The sequence below is a fragment of the Bacteroides celer genome (assembly GCF_002632415.2).
Taxonomy (GTDB): domain Bacteria; phylum Bacteroidota; class Bacteroidia; order Bacteroidales; family Bacteroidaceae; genus Bacteroides.
In genome coordinates this window covers 4,089,557-4,108,545 of the sequence record NZ_CP178209.1, presented here as the reverse complement: position 1 = coordinate 4,108,545, position 18,989 = coordinate 4,089,557, and the positions used below count along the sequence as shown (strand labels likewise).

General features: G+C 37.8%; 20 protein-coding genes and 1 pseudogene. 3 read left to right on the top strand and 18 right to left on the bottom strand.

Annotated features, from left to right (window positions below):
• The first annotated feature begins 12 nt into the window (after window positions 1-12).
• Together tnpC (CJF29_RS16965) and CJF29_RS16960 are read left to right on the top strand one after the other, a co-directional pair.
• Window positions 13-1,797 carry an IS66 family transposase gene (gene tnpC, locus CJF29_RS16965; RefSeq protein WP_413544503.1) on the top strand — a complete coding sequence of 595 codons (1,785 nt, stop codon included), beginning with the start codon at window positions 13-15 and terminating at the stop codon, window positions 1,795-1,797.
• A gap of 40 nt (window positions 1,798-1,837) precedes the next feature.
• Entirely contained in the window at window positions 1,838-2,320 is a 483-nt protein-coding gene (locus tag CJF29_RS16960; RefSeq protein WP_413544502.1) for an IS66 family transposase, read from the top strand.
• A gap of 35 nt (window positions 2,321-2,355) precedes the next feature.
• Here CJF29_RS16960 and CJF29_RS16955 read toward each other — a convergent pair whose 3' ends face one another.
• The 4 genes from CJF29_RS16955 to CJF29_RS16940 all read right to left on the bottom strand — a co-directional run bounded on the left by CJF29_RS16955 (window position 2,356) and on the right by CJF29_RS16940 (window position 5,292).
• A complete protein-coding gene (locus tag CJF29_RS16955; RefSeq protein WP_413544501.1) occupies window positions 2,356-3,780 on the bottom strand; it encodes an IS66 family transposase in 1,425 nt (474 codons plus the stop codon).
• 78 nt (window positions 3,781-3,858) lie between these two features.
• The gene (gene tnpB, locus CJF29_RS16950; RefSeq protein ID WP_008998566.1) at window positions 3,859-4,194 is read right to left on the bottom strand and encodes an IS66 family insertion sequence element accessory protein TnpB; all 336 of its coding nucleotides are present in this window, start codon (window positions 4,192-4,194) and stop codon (window positions 3,859-3,861) included.
• Complete coding sequence (locus CJF29_RS16945) at window positions 4,188-4,562, bottom strand: hypothetical protein (protein WP_009041306.1); 375 nt, start codon at window positions 4,560-4,562, stop codon at window positions 4,188-4,190. Before CJF29_RS16945 ends, tnpB (CJF29_RS16950) begins: the two co-directional genes overlap by 7 nt.
• Window positions 4,563-4,686: 124 nt before the next feature.
• Window positions 4,687-5,292 (bottom strand): hypothetical protein, encoded by a 606-nt coding sequence (locus tag CJF29_RS16940; RefSeq protein WP_008644546.1) that lies wholly within the window; start codon window positions 5,290-5,292, stop codon window positions 4,687-4,689.
• Between the two features lie 499 nt (window positions 5,293-5,791).
• On the opposite strand from CJF29_RS16940, the gene CJF29_RS16935 reads away from it, so the two are divergent.
• Window positions 5,792-6,004 carry a hypothetical protein gene (locus CJF29_RS16935; protein WP_008644548.1) on the top strand — a complete coding sequence of 71 codons (213 nt, stop codon included), beginning with the start codon at window positions 5,792-5,794 and terminating at the stop codon, window positions 6,002-6,004.
• A gap of 113 nt (window positions 6,005-6,117) precedes the next feature.
• On the opposite strand, the gene CJF29_RS16930 is transcribed toward CJF29_RS16935, so the two are convergent.
• The 14 genes and pseudogenes from CJF29_RS16930 to CJF29_RS16865 form a co-directional block, all read right to left on the bottom strand.
• On the bottom strand, window positions 6,118-7,329 hold the full coding sequence (locus tag CJF29_RS16930; RefSeq protein ID WP_008644549.1) for a hypothetical protein: 1,212 nt from the start codon (window positions 7,327-7,329) through the stop codon (window positions 6,118-6,120).
• Between the two features lie 55 nt (window positions 7,330-7,384).
• Window positions 7,385-7,813, bottom strand: a complete 429-nt coding sequence (locus tag CJF29_RS16925; RefSeq protein ID WP_008644557.1) for a hypothetical protein — start codon at window positions 7,811-7,813, stop codon at window positions 7,385-7,387.
• A gap of 23 nt (window positions 7,814-7,836) precedes the next feature.
• Window positions 7,837-8,700: a WG repeat-containing protein gene (locus CJF29_RS16920; RefSeq protein WP_008644563.1), complete on the bottom strand. Its 864-nt coding sequence runs from the start codon at window positions 8,698-8,700 to the stop codon at window positions 7,837-7,839.
• Between the two features lie 329 nt (window positions 8,701-9,029).
• Window positions 9,030-10,790, bottom strand: coding sequence for an IS66 family transposase (gene tnpC, locus CJF29_RS16915; protein ID WP_304323848.1), 1,761 nt, complete (start codon window positions 10,788-10,790; stop codon window positions 9,030-9,032).
• Between the two features lie 87 nt (window positions 10,791-10,877).
• Window positions 10,878-11,222, bottom strand: a complete 345-nt coding sequence (gene tnpB / locus CJF29_RS16910) for an IS66 family insertion sequence element accessory protein TnpB (protein WP_004297053.1) — start codon at window positions 11,220-11,222, stop codon at window positions 10,878-10,880.
• Between the two features lies 1 nt (window position 11,223).
• Entirely contained in the window at window positions 11,224-11,592 is a 369-nt protein-coding gene (locus CJF29_RS16905) for a hypothetical protein (protein WP_176817105.1), read from the bottom strand.
• Window positions 11,593-12,384: 792 nt separating this feature from the next.
• A complete protein-coding gene (locus tag CJF29_RS16900; RefSeq protein WP_099147091.1) occupies window positions 12,385-12,840 on the bottom strand; it encodes a JAB domain-containing protein in 456 nt (151 codons plus the stop codon).
• 8 nt (window positions 12,841-12,848) lie between these two features.
• Window positions 12,849-13,934 carry a DUF3871 family protein gene (locus CJF29_RS16895; protein ID WP_099147090.1) on the bottom strand — a complete coding sequence of 362 codons (1,086 nt, stop codon included), beginning with the start codon at window positions 13,932-13,934 and terminating at the stop codon, window positions 12,849-12,851.
• Window positions 13,900-14,787, bottom strand: coding sequence for an AAA family ATPase (locus tag CJF29_RS16890; RefSeq protein WP_099147089.1), 888 nt, complete (start codon window positions 14,785-14,787; stop codon window positions 13,900-13,902). Before CJF29_RS16890 ends, CJF29_RS16895 begins: the two co-directional genes overlap by 35 nt.
• Window positions 14,788-14,881: 94 nt before the next feature.
• On the bottom strand, window positions 14,882-15,151 hold the full coding sequence (locus tag CJF29_RS16885) for a hypothetical protein (protein ID WP_099147088.1): 270 nt from the start codon (window positions 15,149-15,151) through the stop codon (window positions 14,882-14,884).
• 330 nt (window positions 15,152-15,481) lie between these two features.
• Complete coding sequence (locus tag CJF29_RS16880; protein ID WP_099147087.1) at window positions 15,482-16,150, bottom strand: hypothetical protein; 669 nt, start codon at window positions 16,148-16,150, stop codon at window positions 15,482-15,484.
• Between the two features lie 233 nt (window positions 16,151-16,383).
• Window positions 16,384-17,157: pseudogene (locus tag CJF29_RS16875) on the bottom strand (hypothetical protein); the annotation flags it as partial.
• 335 nt (window positions 17,158-17,492) lie between these two features.
• Window positions 17,493-17,711, bottom strand: a complete 219-nt coding sequence (locus CJF29_RS16870; protein ID WP_099147086.1) for a hypothetical protein — start codon at window positions 17,709-17,711, stop codon at window positions 17,493-17,495.
• A 442-nt stretch (window positions 17,712-18,153) separates the two neighbouring features.
• The gene (locus tag CJF29_RS16865; protein ID WP_099147085.1) at window positions 18,154-18,966 is read right to left on the bottom strand and encodes a helix-turn-helix transcriptional regulator; all 813 of its coding nucleotides are present in this window, start codon (window positions 18,964-18,966) and stop codon (window positions 18,154-18,156) included.
• Window positions 18,967-18,989 lie beyond the last annotated feature (23 nt).

Here is an 18,989-nt window from a genome sequence, read left to right as displayed (position 1 = left end):
GAAGCAACAAAGATGCTGAATATGAATGATTTGGAAAGAATGAAACAGCTTTCTTCCGCAAGGAAATTGAAGGAACGGGAGGAGACTCCTGCACCTTTTGAAGACCCATATTCAGATATGACCCCTGACGAAAAATCAAAAATGATAATAGCGCTGATGGCTGCCCGTGAGCGTGACGCTGAACGGATCCAACGGGACGAGGCTCGCATAGATGAACTGTTGTCCAAGGTTGATGAACTGTTGTCTTTGCAGAGATCGGCCATTGCAGCTGAAAAACAGCTGGACGATTATAAACAGATGAACATCAATCTGTTGTCTAAAATATCAGCTTTGGAAGAGCGGCTTAAAGTCCGTAATAAGAATCTTTATGATGGTAAGAGCCAAAAGGGAATCCGTAAAAAGAAGCGTGAGGTCGAAGAGGACCATACACGTGACAAGGATGATTTCGACGGCACTCCCCAATCCCTCGGCTCCTGCTTGCCACAATCTGGTGAGGCTCATGCGCAGGAAGAGGATTTTGAATCAAAATCAAAAGAAGCCCGTCTTTATCGTCAAGGACTTTCTTATCGCACTATGAGCGCTGACAATACGGTTTGTCATAATAGTGATATCCGCCAACTGCCGGCAGGTTCAAAAATCATCAAACGTTTCCGTAAATATGCCTATGAACAGGTAAGCAAGCTTGTCGAGCATGATTACGAGGTTATCCGCTATAAGACTTCGGACGGGAAAATTCATGAAGGCTATTTCCCTTTCAGTGGGCAGCCTGAAATCATTGACGTGGTTCCTGGAACGCACGCTTCCGGTTCTTTTCTGGCTTATCTTGCTTTCAACAAATATGTTCTGGATACCCCTCTTTATCGTGAAATGTACAGATTATCAGGTGAATCAATGCGTTTGAGCCGTATGAGTCTGACCAATTGGTTGGAGAAAGGCTCTACCCATTTCTGCGTTTTGATTGCTTATCTTAAGAATACTTGTTTGGAAAAGGATTCCATCGTGAACTGTGATGAGACCTGGTGCCGGGTAAAGCGTAAAGGCTGCTATAAGAAGAAATACATCTGGTGTCTGGTCAACAAACTGTCAAAAGTGGTTATCTATTGCTACGAGGATGGTTCCAGAGGACGTGATGCCTTGAAGCATATCTTGGGTGACAGCCAGGTGAAAGCTCTTCAGTCAGATGGCTACAATGTCTATCTGTATTTGGATGATCATATGGTCGATATAGAACATCTTTGTTGCATGGCCCATGCCCGTGCGAAGTTCAAGTATGCGTTGGATCAGGGTAATGATAAGGATGCGGCATTCATATTGGAATTGATCGGTGAGCTTTACAAGCTGGAACGCGAGTATGAAGAAGGGCAGTTGTCCCCCGAGCAGATAAAGCTTTGCCGGAATAACTTAAAGACCAAAGAAGTAATCATAAAGTTACGCAGTAAGCTTGACGTCTTGCTCAGTGACGGTCATCCGCCCCGCGGAGAGTTGATGGAGAAGGCAATAAATTATATGAATACTTTTTGGACTCAGCTGTTCGCCTACTTGAATGACGGCTCTTATTCCATCGACAATTCCATTGCCGAACGTTTTATCCGTCCCTTGGCCGGTGAGCGAAAGAACTCGTTATTCTTCGGAAGTGACAGGATGGCACACGTTTCAGCGGTATATCATACCATCATCTCAACCTGTAAGATGCAGGGTGTGTCTGTGCTTGATTATTTCAAGAGATTTTTCAGCGAAATTGTTAAAGGACGTAGGGATTATGAACATTTGTTACCCTTGACAATCGGACTGGAGTAATAACAAATATTAAAAATCAGTATCTTTTTTGACGTTATTTATGAGGGAACCGCCTTGTGGCGGCTTTCCTTGGGGTACACGTCAAAATTGGACGCTAACACAGATAAGGCTTTGCCGGAATAACTTAAAGACAAAAGAGATAATCATAAAGTTACGCAGCAAACTTGATGCTTTACTCAGTGAGCATCATCCACCCCGTGGGGAGTTGATGGAGAAGGCTCTCAACTATATGAATACTTTTTGGACTCAGTTGTTCGCCTACTTGAACGACGGCTCTTACTCAATCGACAATTCCATTGCCGAACGTTTTATTCGTCCATTGGCCGGTGAGCGTAAGAACTCGTTATTCTTCGGAAGTGACAAGATGGCCCGCGTCTCGGCGGTATATCATACCATCATCTCCACTTGCAGGATGCAGGGTGTGTCTGTGCTTGATTATTTCAAGAGATTTTTCAGTGAAATTGTTAAAGGACGTAGGGATTATGAACATTTGTTACCCTTGACAATCGGACTGGAGCAATAACAAATATTAAAAATCAGTATCTTTTTTGACGTTATTTATTGGAGAACCGCCGTGTGGCGGCTTTCCTTGGAGTACACGTCAAAATTGGACGCTAACCTTATCTGTTCGGGGGACAATTTGCCTTCTTCATACCCCCGTTCCAGCCTGTAAAGCTCACCTATCAACTCCAAGATGAATGCCGCATCCTTATCATTGCCCTGCTCAAACGCATACTTGAACTTCGCACGGGCATGGGCCATGCAACAAAGATGCTCTATGTCGACCATGTGATCATCCAAATACATATAGACATTGTAGCCATCTGACTGAAGAGCTTTCACCTGACTGTCTCCCAAGATATGCTTCAAGGCATCACGTCCCCGGGAACCATCTTCGTAGCAATAGACAACTACTTTGGAAAGTTTATTGACCAGACACCAGATGTATTTCTTCTTATAGCATCCTTCACGCTTTACCCGACACCAGGTTTCATCACAGTTCACTATCGAATCCTTTTCCAAACAACTATTCTTAAGATAAGCAATCAAACCGCAGAAATGGGTAGAGCCTTTCTCCAACCAATTGGTCAGGCTCATACGGCTCAAATGCATCGACTCTCCGGATAATCTGTACATTTCACGATAAAGCGGAGTGTCCAGAACATATTTGTTGAAAGCAAGATAAGCCAGAAAAGAACCGGAAGCGTGCGTTCCAGGAACCACGTCAATGATTTCAGGCTGCCCACTGAAAGGGAAATAGCCTTCATGAATTTTCCCGTCCGAAGTCTTATAGCGGATAACCTCGTAATCATGCTCGACAAGCTTGCTTACCTGTTCATAGGCATATTTACGGAAACGTTTGATGATTTTTGCACCGGCGGGCAGTTGCCGGATATCACTCTCATGACAAACCCTATTGTCGGCACTCATGGTACGGTAAGAAAGTCCTTGCCGATAAAGACGGGCTTCTTTTGATTTGGCTTCCACGTTATCTTCCCGTGCATGAGCCTCACCCGGCTGCGGCAAGGAGGAATCGAGGGATTGGGGAGTGCCGTCGAAATCATCCTTGTCACGTGTATGGTCTTCTTCCACCTCACGCTTCTTTTTATGGATTCCTTTTTGGCTCTTACCATCATAAAGATTCTTATTACGGACTTTAAGCCGCTCTTCCAAAGCTGATATTTTAGACAACAGATTGATGTTCATCTGTTTATAATCGTCCAGCTGTTTTTCAGCTGCAATGGCCGATCTCTGCAAAGACAACAGTTCATCAACCTTGGACAACAGTTCATCTATGCGGGCCTCGTCCCGTTGGATGCGTTCAGCGTCACGCTCACGGGAAGCCATCAGCGCGATTATCATTTTTGATTTTTCGTCAGGGGTCATATCTGAATAGGGGTCTTCAAAAGGTTCAGGAGTCTCCTCCCGTTCCTTCAACTTCCGTGCGGAAGAAAGCAGTTTAATTCTTTCCAACTCATTCATATTCAGTACCTTTGCTGCTTCAAAGATACAAAAAAACGATGAAATAAAAGAATAATTTCGATACTTTTTTCTTGTTATTTATTTGATTATCAACTTTTTAATAACAGGAGATTCTAACAAGAGAATGACATCCTGCCAATGGATTGAATAAACACTTTCACCACCATTATAGGTTACCTGCATAAACTTGTAGCCGGGTCTGAAACGTTTCTCAAACATACTGTAAGACCGTCGGTCATAGCTGAACAAACGCACCAAACGTAAATCTTTAGACATCACGATAAATACATCACCATCCTCCGGTTCACGGTTCAACTGTTGATGGATGATGGATAGGACCTTATCATATTTACAGCGCATATCGTGGAAATCACGGACAAAGAAAAAGTGGTTTAGTCCTGTAATATTCAACATAAACCCTCCAGTTTCTCCACTAAGCTTTTCAAACCTGCGTAGCTTAAATTTTTCTGACTGATATGAACACCATTGCTCATACGGATATCCACCAAGATTCGAAGTTCGCTATGCGAAGAAAGCAGAGTATCCGCTTCCGGCTTTCGTTCCGGGATTGGGGAAGGACTTTCCTTCATTTCGGCCTCCGTTGAGGGAGCACCCAGAACCTGAACAGGAATTATCTTCTTGCGGGTATCCGTGTACCATTTGGCAAATAGGTTATAAGGCACTTTGTTAGACATACAAAATTTCTCAATAGAAACACCCGCAGGGATCCCTTCCAATTTATAGCGCAAAAATAGACGCTCAAAATCATTGTAACTATACATAAACTTGGATTTTGATTTAACGAAAGCAAAGATCTGGATTTTATATCGGTTATACTATACGGCATTTTTGGACGCTAACTGGACTGTGCTAAGTTTCCTGCTTCTGTTTCATAACTAAATTTATTTAAAGTGTTATCTCAATAGGTCTAAATCTGATTTGGGTATCAATGAAGTAAAGCTTGTCATCAATACCATACAGCACATTATTAGGTACTGCATCAAAAACCTCATATTCTGCATTGTGATATTCATCCTCATAGACCATTTCAAAGCCTAATGCTTGCATGTGTTCTGCTATTTCTTCCTCTGTAGCTTCTCTTTTAGCTCTGACATAAGGTTGAACTAACACAGCACAAAACTCATGTTGACTGTTATAAGCAAAGCCAATCATCTGATAAGTGACATTGCTAAAGAATACGTTATGAGCTTCTATCCTAATGAAGAAGTTCTCAAGGTCTTCACCTGCATACTCAAAGTTGTTTAACTTGAATACAATATCTTCATGACCTGTGAATACTTCATTTTCTCCCCCTTTACTAAGGTAAGATAAGGGGAGAGAGTTTATGTTAATCCATAAGTTATGTTGAGTAGCAAATAGTTTTAGCTCTTCAATTTGCCTTCTCTTATAGCCTTCTGCTGGTTCAACATTTCCTGCTGCTTTTTTTTCTCTTCTAATGAGATTGGCTGCTTCTGCCAAGAGGCTATTGACTTGAGAGTGCTCTCTATCCATTGCTTGTGGAATTCATTAATATAGGTTCTTTCCATGCTTTAATCATTTAAAGTGGTTGATGCAAATGTAGTAAATCCATTTGGTTCATCCAATATTATTCTTCACTTTGTGCTAGGTTACCTTCTCTTCTTACATGTGAGAACTGGCTATGATGTAAGTATTAGTAGGATAAGAAGCATCTTATTAATAGATAGAGCAAGAAGGCAGAGCATCCAAGACTAGTATAAGGGTTATGTATAATATCAATAACTAGGCACTTGAAAATGATGATACACTTCTTAACTAGGGTCATCTTCACCTTAACAGGCTTCTCCCAAGAGTATTCAGGTTGCCTATAAGTCATCTCTTTAATTAGATGACTATGGTTGTACCAGATGCATAGGATGGCAATCAGCCAACCTATCAGGTTGAACCAAGGATTAATCCACTGATCTTTCAAGTCTACTTGTCCATAAGGCTCATATTTCATAATTATCTTCTGCTATTTAATATTACAAATATGCTGAATATAGTAGAAAAAGCTGTGACTGAACAGATTCCTAACAGCACTCCATTAATGAAAGATGAGGATATAATCCAACCTGCAATACTGGCTATTATAAGCCATTTGATACTTGTAGGAGTAAGTTGTTTAGTAAATAGAGCTACCAAAGTAAAGAATAAACTTCCTATAGAGCCTGTCAAAAAGAGCCATTGTAAATCAGCAAAGTAGCCAATAAGCCCTAGTATGGGTAAGAGTAAAACTATAATCTGTATCATGTCAATCTCGAATTTTAAGTTCTTTGAAATCAATAATCCACTTGTTCTCCAGTAAGAAGTCAGTACTTAATCATTGTTCCAACTAAGCTGAAAAGTATAAATAGTATTATTGATTGGAATATTAATGTTCATATTATCACTCTTCTTATATTTAATGTTAAAATAACCAGCGTATTGAGTCTGATTTTGCAATGTGTTGACTTTAGCATAACCTTCATTTATTTGTGCCTTTATTTGATACTGTTGCTGTAAATAGGCATTGGTATTATTAGATGCATTTTGTTGTGCTGCATATGCTGCTGCTCCATTATAAGATTGTGTGTGACTTTTGCCATAAACAGTGGAATATGATGAAGCAGTAGCATTCATATATCCATATGTGTTTCCAATGAAACCAGAGGCTGAAGTATATGAACTAGTGTAACCATTTCCTGAGAAGTTAGTAGTTGAACTAGAGTATCCTGCTCCAGAAGCAGCAAGTCCTTGAGCCATTCCATACAGAGCCGCACTCCACGCTTGTTTATTCTTTACCTTTTTCATGTATTGTTCATATGATAAGACCTCTAAATCCTGAACAACTTCTTTGTTTTTGTCATAAGTTTTAGCTGTTATTGATAATGGATTAAATAGTAGACTTCTTCCTGTGAAGTTCTGTATGTCAATGTATGGTGTATAATACTTTCCATAACTGTTATTCAGAGTTAGGTAAAGAGAGATGAGCAATCCTTGATGTTTGAAATAGTAAATACTTTGACCATCTTTCATATATATGCCATACTCTTTTACAGGGGTAGAGGCTATATAGTCATCAATATTGATGAAATCCTTCTTTACTTCTGGATTTAATGTTATACCATAGAAGTTAAATGCATCTTTATTATTTTCATCTTCAACCATATCAAATTCAATAGTTGAATCTGGTAGTTTCTCAAATTCTAGACTAAAGTAATGAATTTGGTCTTTTGAATCAAATATCATGTATCTATTTTCTCCTTCACTATTAATGGGGATATTAATACTATTAAGGAGCTTATATCTTTTATTGGTATTCTTATCCTTTAAATATGAATTTTCACCAATATTCATCCAACCTCCTCCTTCAAAGTAATTGATATATTTAAAATGAATTATTGTACTATATTCTCTATAGTCAATTTGTGTAATCTGCATACTCTGAGGATGTTGTTTGCAATGTACATCTGAATATTGTGCATTCATCTTAATAGTAGCTGATAATATGAACCATATTATCATACTGGTTTTCATAATTGTGTTCATAATCTTTTGGTTTTATAAGTTATTAATATATAATTGATTATTCTAATAGAATGAATTATTGTTTATTGGATATTGTCAATTGAAGCTCTTTGAAGTCTACAATCCATTCATAATCCACCAAAAAATGGATGCCTAAGACCCCATGTATCTGTACTCCAGATTCTTCTTGTACATGCTTCATGCCATCAGATACATCTAATACAGAGAAGATTGAAGTATAATTCTTTCCCTCAAAATCAAATGTAGCTTCTATCTGTGGTGTCTCATGTTGCTGACCTTCAAACCCCATAATAGAACCTTGCTTATCTAATGATTTGAAGTTCTTCTGAAAGTGCTCATATACAAAGCTGAATAATATGTTGTTGGTAGAACCGGTATCAATTAATAGACACAAATCTCTATTTGTTCCTGTGTCATCAGTACAAGTGACAACAATAAGGGGTAGCCCTGTCTTTTGCAGTCCCCAGTATAAAGGAAATTCCATATTATATATATTAAAGTTAGTAATCAATCTATATTCCAATAGGCATCCAAGTCTCCTTCAAAAGCATCAGCTAGTCCACTTTCTACATCTTCTCTACTCCATCCATCATAATAATCTCGGCAATCATCATAACTTGAGTCTTCATCATTTGAGTAATATACATGATGGGGGGTATAATTATATGGTAGCTTGGGTTCTTCACGTTTATAGTAAGATAGCTTCAAACACTCTTTTCCTGTATCTTCTTTTGTATGAGCTAGAAAAAATAATTTACCATTAATATTGGAGACGATAGAAATGCAAATTTCTGATTTTGGAAGGTTGTTCACATCAAAAGCCACATATCCCTTGCCGCAACCTATGCTAAAATAAGCTAAGTTGGTTTCTTTTTCTTTAAAAACTCTCAGTAATTCTATGTTGTATAATTTCTTAAAACTATCTATCGGAAAAGTCTTAATATAGATTAGTCCATCTAGTAATGTATAGTTGTATAGGATTTTATTTATATCTAAAATGTATTCATTCTCATTAATAAAAGTCTTAATTCTAAATATATACTCATCTTTTAAGGGATATATTTTATCAAATTGGAAGGGTAATATTATATTGCCTTGTGTGTTAATTATTCCCCATTTTCCATCTTTGACAGCTCTTGCTAATCCCCAACAGAAAGAAGAATCACACCATGAATATAATCCAAAAGGGATAATTTGAGTATTATCTATGTTAATGTAAGCATACTGTAGACTTGCATTTCTGACCATAGCTAATCCACAACTGAAAGGATTGAAGTTAGTATATTGTGGTGGAATAATAATATTCCCACTTTTATCTTTCAATCCAAAAAGACTATTCTCTTGGTAAATTATAAAGTCTGCATTTTCCATAATAATTTCCTTTTGTAGCATACTACAAAAAGAAGGTGTGAGCCTAACCTTGATTGCTTATCAGAAGGTATCGCCAAACACCTATAACCATGCAAACAAGGAAAGCCCACACCTATATAGGTATGAGCATTCACTAACCTGCTTTTGATGGTTATATCTGATTGAAATTGGAGATTTCTCTGATAACATCAAGCAAGAAGCAAACACTTCTTTTCTAATATGTCTTGTTAAACTTCTATTTCGTAACCATACTATTTTCCGCCACGACAATTTTATCGGCTGTCTTTCAGCCGATAAAATAAAAATGCCCGTAAGAAAATATTTTTGTTTTAACATTCCGGTTTATAGAAACATGGCAGAAGCGCCTTCTTGTCGCAGTCCTTACCATAAAGAATACATTCAAACAAGTGTTTCAGGTAGTCCTGAGGGGCTATGTCATTTAACTTACAACTCTCTATCAAAGAGAAGATGAATGCTGAGTTTTCTGCCGCATCCTCACTGCCTATGTTCATACAGTTCTTGAGCAGCAGCTTTACAGGTTTCATCCTTTGCTCACAGAGGTTGTTCGAGATTTCCGCTGAACCGTCCTTGAGGATATTTCTCAAGGATTTCCACTGGTGTATCGTATAGTTCACGGCCTTTCTCATCAGTTCGTTAGCCATAATCTTCGCATCCTGCATCATAATGACCACCTTATGATGGATACGTTCAAGAATCGGTCCTGTAAGCTTAAGCCTTCTTTCCTTAATCTGCTCACCGCTGAGTTTCATCATACGGAACAGGTCTTCATTTCTGAACATCTCACCAATAGGATCTATTATGTCCATCGCTGTTCTGTCTGAAGGCAGGGCATCAACCCACAACCTTCTACAGTGCGTCCAGCATCCTATATGAAGCACCTTTGAGTCTTCACCATCGTACATCCTGTAAACCGTATATCCGTCAGTGGATATGGTTCCCATAAAATATCCCAGGAATGACTTTGCCGCATCGGATGACCTGCTGCCGTTATTATAGTGATAATAGACCATCTTAATATGCTTGGCAAAGAAAGCCCATAAGTACTTTCTCCTGTAAGCCTTCCCTTCCTTTGTCTCCACTCCTACGAGTTCGGTGGTCTCATCAACCATAAGGTATTTAGCTCTCTGTACAAACTCCTTGAATACATCTTCTATGAACTCCTTTAGCTTGGCGATTCCGTTATGTATATAGCTGTTCAGCGTGGTATTGCTTATGTGGATGCCCTCTCTTGCAAGCAGTCTTATCTCTCTGTTTTCTGGCATGCTGAAGTCATATTTTAGGCAGAGCAGGCGGGCAAGCAGTTCAGGAGAGAAGATACCTCCAAGATTTTTCAGCGGATGCTCCATGGTGCTTGTGAAAGTGCCGTCTGTAAGCTTTACCCTTGCCACCTTGTAAACATGCTCCACGTTATGAGCCCTTACATGTTCTATGACCCTGTATTCCCAAACATCAGGCATACCGTTACGGTTCATAAACCTTGCACCATCCGGGAGTTGGTAATAGTCTTCTATTTCATGAACAACTACCTTATCCACCTTCAGCCTGCTCTTTTCTGCACGTGGGGCGGTTTCCTTTCTTCTTGAAGGTTTGCTGTTCTGTTCAGGCACGTTATCGGAAGAGGTATTGCCACTGGTTTCGTTACCATCGGCCTTATTATTATCATCATCCTTCTTGTCATAACCGTCATACTCGGACTTCTCCATTGCAGACTTGTCAAGGTTACGGTTGTTCAGCAGCCTTCTTTGCTCGGAGGTACGGCCGAAACGGTGTTTCCTGCTGTCATCAAGCTGTAGCTTGAGATTGGAAATCTCGTTTGCCAGCATTCTGTTCACCTCGTCTTTTGCCCCAAGCTGCTTTCTCATAAGTTCCATTTCCTTTCGATAGTTCTCGACTGTTGCGGATAACTCATTGATTGTCTCCATCAGAGCCTTGGAGTTCTCCTTGTTGGATTCTTCAATTGCTTTAAGCCTCGCAATCAGTTCGTTTACCTGTTTGCGAAGCCCTGCCTTTTCCTCATTCGCCAGACCCAGCTGACAGCAAAGTAACTCGTATGCTCTTTCATCAATCATGATATAAAGGTACGAAAAATCAGGCAGTTACGCAAACTTTTTATCGTTTATTTTTATACTATTCTATTGATAATCAACATGTTAATATTAACCTTTCGGACTAACGTACATCTTGTCAACTACAATGCTTTCCGTAAGATAAGCCATGTCCGACCATTGTATCCGGTAGCATCTGGAGACTTCATCAAATACAGGTTTCTTGAATTTGCCCATAACAGGACGTTTTTCGTAAAGCACATAAAAACCGCGTTCGTAATGAAGTATCTTCACGACCTTTCGGTTCCGGGACATGAACATATATACATTGGACGCATCGCTCGGGTCAAGTGACATTTCTTCCCTTATACTCTCACACAGACGGAAAATGCCTTTCCGCAAATCAACATTACCGTTAAACAGGTAATAGTTCAGGTTAGCACTCAGACCAAGCATATCATCCTATCATTTTATTAAGCAACAGGCTCAAATCAAGAACGGTGGTGTTTCTCAGGAACAGTGTTGCGCCAGACACCAACTGTAACTTAATCCATTTTATTGGTGGTTCACCTTCAGGCTGTTTCACTTCCAACTTCACAGTTGGACTATTGCATGGTTTCCCGGTTATCTGGACTTTGGCAACCTTGGGCTGCTCAACCTGGACTGTCTTGCCTAACTTCTCACTCCACAGTTGGTGACGCTGCCAGTTCATGAACTTGTCGTAATTTACCCCATAATCAGCACAGAACTCCCGAAGATCCTTGGTCTCGCTGCATAACTGGTAGAGGTCATATACCTCCTGATAGTTTACTTTTTCTTTTGCCATAATCATTTTTGTTAAAGGTTACGGCGCAAAGATATGGCGGCTAACAACTTATGTCAAGGCGGAAAATAGAATGGTTACTTCTATTTCATTAGTTGTCATTTAATTAATACTGTTGCAAAGATAGAACTTTCCAGTAATACTTCATCATTTGACTGCCATAATTTAATAGGTTTCAAGTCATATTAGTACCATAGGTGCAGGCTATATCCTTATTGCACAAAGGTAAGCTTAATTATTCATTTTCTATATGCTAAACTGATAAATAGAGCACCAGTAACTATCAATATAAGCCACTGTAATATCATATCTAATGCTGTCATATATACACAAGTTAAAGCCCCAGTCCATTACAGAACTAGGGCTATCAACAACAATAAAATCACATAGTAAGAGGCATATAACCTCTTAATCCTTAAGTATCATACTGGTGAGGACAAACCCTACCAGAATCAAGATAATCTCACACATAATTCAATCAACATTTAATTTAGTCTAACTTACTAACTATTGCTACAATTCATGTTTACATACTTCACCGAACCTCAAGTGGTTAAGTAATTATAGCAGCACTTCTCTATACTTTACAATAAAATACCATCTGTTATTGATAATGTATTCACTTCTCTTAATAATAAGAAATAGAAGTGGATACAATTTATCCTGCTTACTTATTAATATATTATACCAACAAAGTGAGATTCTCAAAATTTCCCATCATAATGGTATAATAACAGCAGAGGGGGATGGATTTAATAGAAGGTAGGTTATTGTAGACCTTAGAAGGTTAAGTATTTATAGTTTTCCTTCATCATAATAGGAGTAGTATTCCTTCTCTGGGCTTAAGATTACATGATCTGCTACATGAATCTCCATGAGTTCTGCTGCCTTCTTAACCTTTTCAGTCAAAACATCATCCAGAGTACTGGGTCTCATGCTTCCAGAAGGGTGATTATGTGCCAATATTACCTGTGTTGCATTAGCCAGTAAGGCAGCTTGTAATATCAATCTTACATCTACATAAGTTGCAGAGATTCCACCTTCTGAAATAGGTACTATACCCAATACTCTATTAGACTGATTAAGTAGTACTACTTTAAAGCTTTCCTTGTATTCTATTGTGTCATCAGGGAAGTACTTTATCAATAGTTCATAGGCATCCTGTGAGCTATTTATCTTGTATCTAGTTGATGATTTGACATTACTTTTATAGCTCAATTGAACCTCTGCTACATTCATTATACTGTCCATAAGATACACTAATTAATGAACCAACTATATTCACTTTCACCATATAAAGCCTTATTAAGTCCTTCTGCCAATTGGGTGGCATTAAGTGACCTGTCCAAGAAGTTGTCAATGTAGCTACTTTTATTAGCTCCAGTTAGTAAGTTGTACACATTCCACATGCTGATTTCCCTGCTGTCCAAAAGGGTACTAAAGTTATCATCATTGTAGTATGCTTTGGCAACTAATCCTATCTGGGTATCAGTCATTAGCATCTGTGGTAACTTCTTCTTCTGGTCTACAGGTAAGAACTGATATAATCTGCATCTGCCTAAGAATTGTGCAAATTGGGACTCTCTCATATAGCAATCCTTGTAGGCTGACATATAATACAAGTGTTGGGCTATATTGTACTCTTGGAACAGTTTCAGCACTGCATTGAATAGTTCAGTTGTACTCATAACCTTTAATTCTGACCTGTAACCATCTGTTGAGACACACATGTTACAACATATAAGATTTTTAAAGCCAATGAACACTTTAAACTTCTCTGCACTCTTCTTGCTGTAGAGGTTCTCATGGTTATAAGCCCTAACTCCTCCAATAGTCAGATTAAGCCTGTTGCCTGCTATATCTTCATATATGGTAGGTATCTCAAAACAGAACATCATTCTCTCAAAGTAGATGGTTTTATCAGATTCCAGTAATTGATTCACTGGCTTATGAATAGCTTCCGGTATTCTACCTTTGATAACATGGCTTACCCTGATGGCAGGTTCTTCTATTCTCTCATTGGAGAACACTTTATTAGCTGCTTCCCATACAGTTTCAATGAAACTGGAGTGTGATATAGTAACCTCATTGTCCTTAGAAAACACAGGTGTAATACATTCCTCCTTGAGGTATTGCATGGTTACTTCCTTTGTATTAGCCTCAATAAAAGGTAACTTATTACCTTCTCTGGTGCTTATGGAATCAGCTTCTACAGGATTTGTTGACATAATACCTGTGTTGATGATTTCCATTGGCTCAACTATTTGAACATGAGAGTCTTCTTTGTTGATTCTATTAGGGTATATCAGATTAGCTCTGACTGGCTGCAACTGCATTATTTCCATATCTAATGTAATTAGGGGTATAGTTAATAGTTGGTTGATTCTTTTGTACCTGAAGTGCTGCTTTCTTCTGCATGAATTCTGATGTTAACTGTTGATACCATTCAGGAAATTGATGATAGATGGCAGTTAGTTCTTCAATGGTTTTACTGCTGTTAATCTTACTCCTTATCATCTCTAGATTAACTCCATCATTACACCAGTCAAGTATTATCTGACCTGTAGTAGGTGTAATGGTAAAGTCAGGCTTACCTATAAACAGGTTTGTCCTGTCTTTAGATGCAATAGTCTGGTGCTTCATGTTGATGTCAAAAACTATGGTAAACTCATAATCTATACCATCTCTCATGACTGCTTTTAGTCCTACTTTCTCTGGTATCATCTTGCCATTCTTCTCACTTAGAACATAGTCCTGTTTGCATCTCATAGTGCATATAATATGCCTATTGGATTGTAGAATTTTCTGCATGAAAGCATTGATTCTGGGTGTCACCTTCTGCAAATTAGTGAAGCTGTTACCTTGTAATCCTGCATGGTATTCAAGCAGGTTATCCCAACACTGTGAGATGCTATCAATTATAATAACTTCCATACCTGCACCTTCACATATTTCAATAGCTTGTATATAAGTTTCAGGTGTAAAGTTATCACTTAGACTTAATACATTATAAGCACCTAAGTGAGCATAAAGGTCAGCACTTCCATTCTCACTGTCAATAATGGCTATCTTAGTCCAGTCATTACATAAACCATAAGCTAAAAGCAATGCAGAATAGGTCTTACCTGAACCTGCACAGCCTTGTAGAGCAAGCTTTATTTTAGCCTGCTTCTTGGATGAAACTCTTAAATTCAACATATCTGAATAGGATTAATTGTTATACACAGTCTATAAAGAAAAAAGGAAGCAAGTCCTAATAAACTTGCCTCCTTGAGGTCTACATTGAGACCTGTCATAAAGTTGCCAATGTCATAGCTCCACCTTCACCTCTTTGGTGCAGCATATAGAACATGTCACCTGTATCTGGTGAACATACTTGAGAGATAACAGGATTGGTAACCTCTCCATTGAGAAACTTGTCACTTACTGCACCAGTTTCACAGCCATAAACAAAGAAGCACTTACCTGTATGAGGATTCTGCTTGATTTCAATCTTGTTGACTCCCTTTTGAGCCTTGAACTCATTCACTGTCACTGTCTCTAAGAACTTTAACTTTTCCATAATCTTGTATTTTATTGTTGTGCAGACAGACTATTCTGCTGCTGTTGATTCAGTTACTATGGTGGGGTAATGAGCTAACTGTAATGAGCTTATAATGTAAATCCAATATTCCCCAATATGCATAGGGGGACTATCCCACTCCTAAGGTAAGGGGAGGGAGACTTTGTGACTTAGAGTGCACTTGTAAGTATCAAATTGAAGAAAAAAATAAAAAATTTAGAAGTATAATATATCAGGTGACAGTAAGAAGTGTTATATATTAGTTATGTACATATAAAGCAATCCCCTGCCTTCTGGTGGGGAAACAGGGGATATTGGGGTATGTATCATTCATTCATCATTAATACTATCAAGGTAATGCTTGATTTCATCATCATCTGATACATGTGATATAACTTTGTCTATCCAAGTATCGTGACCCAAATGAGGGTACAGAAGGACTTTAGATTCCATGTGCTCAGTCCATGCTAGTGCCATTGGAACATCATAAGAAGACCAGATTACTTTCTTCTCAATCAATAAGTCTCTATACTTTTTATATGTATTCTTTGCCATATCCAAGTGGCTATAAATGGCTTTGTCTGATAGGTCTATCCTGAACTCTTTGTTAACACAAAGGCAGTATAACCCTATCATAACTCCTTTCTCTTCTGGACTTAAAGAACTGTCACTGAATAACTCTGCCCATATAATCCTGAAATTCTTTGGTGGATTAGGTAGATGATAAATATTTCTCTTGACCATATAGCTCTCCTGTATGGTCTCAATTTTAACATAGTTGGTTTCTTTTAATCTGGGAATAAAGGCATCCTTGATATAATCAAGACTGACCCCTGTAGTGCCTGATAGCTGTTCATAAGTGGTATTTGTCACCAGATATTCTTCTCTTTCCTTATAAGGTGCATTAATATACAGACCTGCCAGTAGATAAAGGTCTTTGGGCTTGAAGTATTTGCAAGCTTCAATGGGGATGATGGTGAATTGTTTAACTGTTGTCATTAATTCTGATTTTATAGGGTCAAAATCCACCCCATACTAATTACCTACAGTAATAAAGGATTAAAGGTAATTAGTATAGGGTGATATTTGACCCTAAGGTTGCTTCTGTTGATAGTTAATGTCATATTAGAGATGTATCACTCCTATAACCATCTGATTATCAAGTGTAAATATAGTAAATAAAGTCTATAATACCAATATTCTTATCATTTATCTGATTACATATTAACCTTCTATAACATAAATAACTTTAACAAGTTATTCTCTTTGGTAGCTATCCTGCCGGTATGTTCTTTAAAACCTCTTGGATTCTCATTTCTGATGGTATACTTATTCCCAGATGTTCTGCTAGTGGTATATACTGCCTTCAATAAGACTACATACTTTCTTGGTTTCAGTACCTTGTGTAGATGATACTGGACTATGGGAGTCAGCTTATCTTGTATCTCATTTGCTGAATAACTTCTATTAAGGGTAAAGCATCTTCTTATAGCAACTTTGAAAGGATGCTCTTCATCTAGTGCCCAGTACATGACTGTATTATTAAGGTTCTTGAAGACTACACTGTTACTTGTTCTAATTTCCCATAGTTGATGTAACAGAATATCAAGGTCAACATACCTATATAGCTTGATGAATCTCTCTAAGAATATCTTAGTTTTACTTCTGCAATGTCTAGTATATGAGTACAAGGTATTATCATTCAACTGTCCTGTGGTTGATAATGTTTTGATGTATTTTATGGCATCTTGGATATTGCTGTCTGTTAGTTTATTCTGTGCATCCTTATTGGTTTTCTCTATGATGTTTTGCTCTGGAGATACATCATAGTTCAGGGAGTTGTAGCTAATGATTTTAACCTGTTTCCTTAGTACTTCTTTCAGTGTTTCAGGCATAAAGTATGTGGAGTATAACTCTGTCCTTTCAATGATGTAGTCTATATTGAGGTAGGCAGGTACATCCTTTCCATGTACATCCTTTCTAGTCAAGTTAATTAACTCATTCCCTGTACGGGGCTCAATACAAAATGTGGCATGAATGAGGTGTAGGGAGAAGTACGTGAAACCGCCTATACATCGGTGATTGACGAATGTCTATCGATATATTTGGGGAGAAAACAAAAAGTTCCGTTCCTTCTATTTTGCTTCCGTTGCTTCTATATTCGTTCCGGTGAACCGTGCTGTAAAAAGGGAAATAATAGGGGGCTGAAATAAAAAGACGAAGGAAAGGCTATATGTTACTTCTGCTTTAGACTCAAAACAAAGGCTATACACTCCATTTAGACTGGGTGTATAGCCTTTGTTGATTTGGATATAGAAATGCGTTATAACGGCTTAAAATCCTATTTTCGCACGCTTCTAATAAGTACTCCTTGTTGTATAATAGCTTTTTTAGTAGCAAAAGAAACACCATCCGTCAGTCCTTTGTGCCGTAGGGTTTCTTCCGTAATACCTATCTCTTCAGCAGTAAATTCGGAATATATTGCTGATATAGAGCCAAAAAAACGGCTTGTTTTTTTGAAAATGAGATGGACATGTATAACCTTAGTCTCTTTAGCCATAGCTTTATTTTTAGATAATTACAATGCAAAAAACTTCTATATAGTTACTATATGGAAGTTTTTTGCATTGCAAATATACAAAATAATGAAAAGAATACAGCAAATCGAAGTGATTATTTTCCTTAAACTATACCGGAAGTTATAGATGTTAATTTATAGTTAAAAATCAGCATACCCGCACTAACACCCGTCAATCACCCGTATGATTTTAAAACAAAATGTGAATAACACCCGTCTAACACCCGTACTTTTTTGGGGATTTTTTATGTTGAGTTACGACCTATATTATAGATTTTGATATTGAGTTATAACCTATAATACAAAATTAGATATATGTTATCATGTATTAACTACGTGTATGTCAATGATTTAATCACAAGTAGTACACTTAATTTATTATATGGGTGAGACATGGGACTCATTATATACTAATGAGTAGACTTTACTTTATTGAATTTACACTCTTCATTATTTGAGACATTTGATTTTTTAAAATGTCCATATCATTCTCCAAATGGTTTACCTTATCATAATAAGTCTCGTTCAAATTCGGCATTTTAGCTGATAAATACCATTCAGCATAAAGTATATTATTTATTTCATTCTCCATTAAATTAAAATTTGGGTAATTAGCTTTATCTACATTATCGGACATACATGTGATAAATCCATGATCACGAAAACGGTTCTTAATTCTTTTTATATAAGATCTTCCTTCACGATCACTAATACCATATACATAATGATCCTTTATATCTCCCCATTCACATCTGTCTAGCAGTCTTAAAATAACGTATGAGCTGTCAAGCATAGTGGGTGACATACTCTCACCGCGAACGAGAGCACAATAATATATACTTCCACGGTGAAGCATGTGCGAAGGTAATTTTATAGTATCCATTATTTCAATACTATCGGGGTTGTCACACCCGCCACATCCAGCAGCTATAGATATATCTACAATCGGGATAGACACTAAGTCGTCAGAGTCCAACCGAGTATTAATAAAGGGTTCTACTGGAGCAAGTTTATTTTGCTTTAGCATTTCACCATTCCCGGTTAGAAGCCATTCAAAATTTAGATCAGGATAAGCAACTAAAATTTTAGCAAGAACCACATCCGATATTGTTGCTTTCATTTTATCACTGTCTAACAACCCCCTTTTTATGTCTAAATCGGCATAAAATTGGGTTCTACTAATACCTTTATAATCAAGGTATTGTAATAATCTCTCTTTTGTAGTCACTAAAATCATAGTTAAAAAGCTTATTTTTCTAC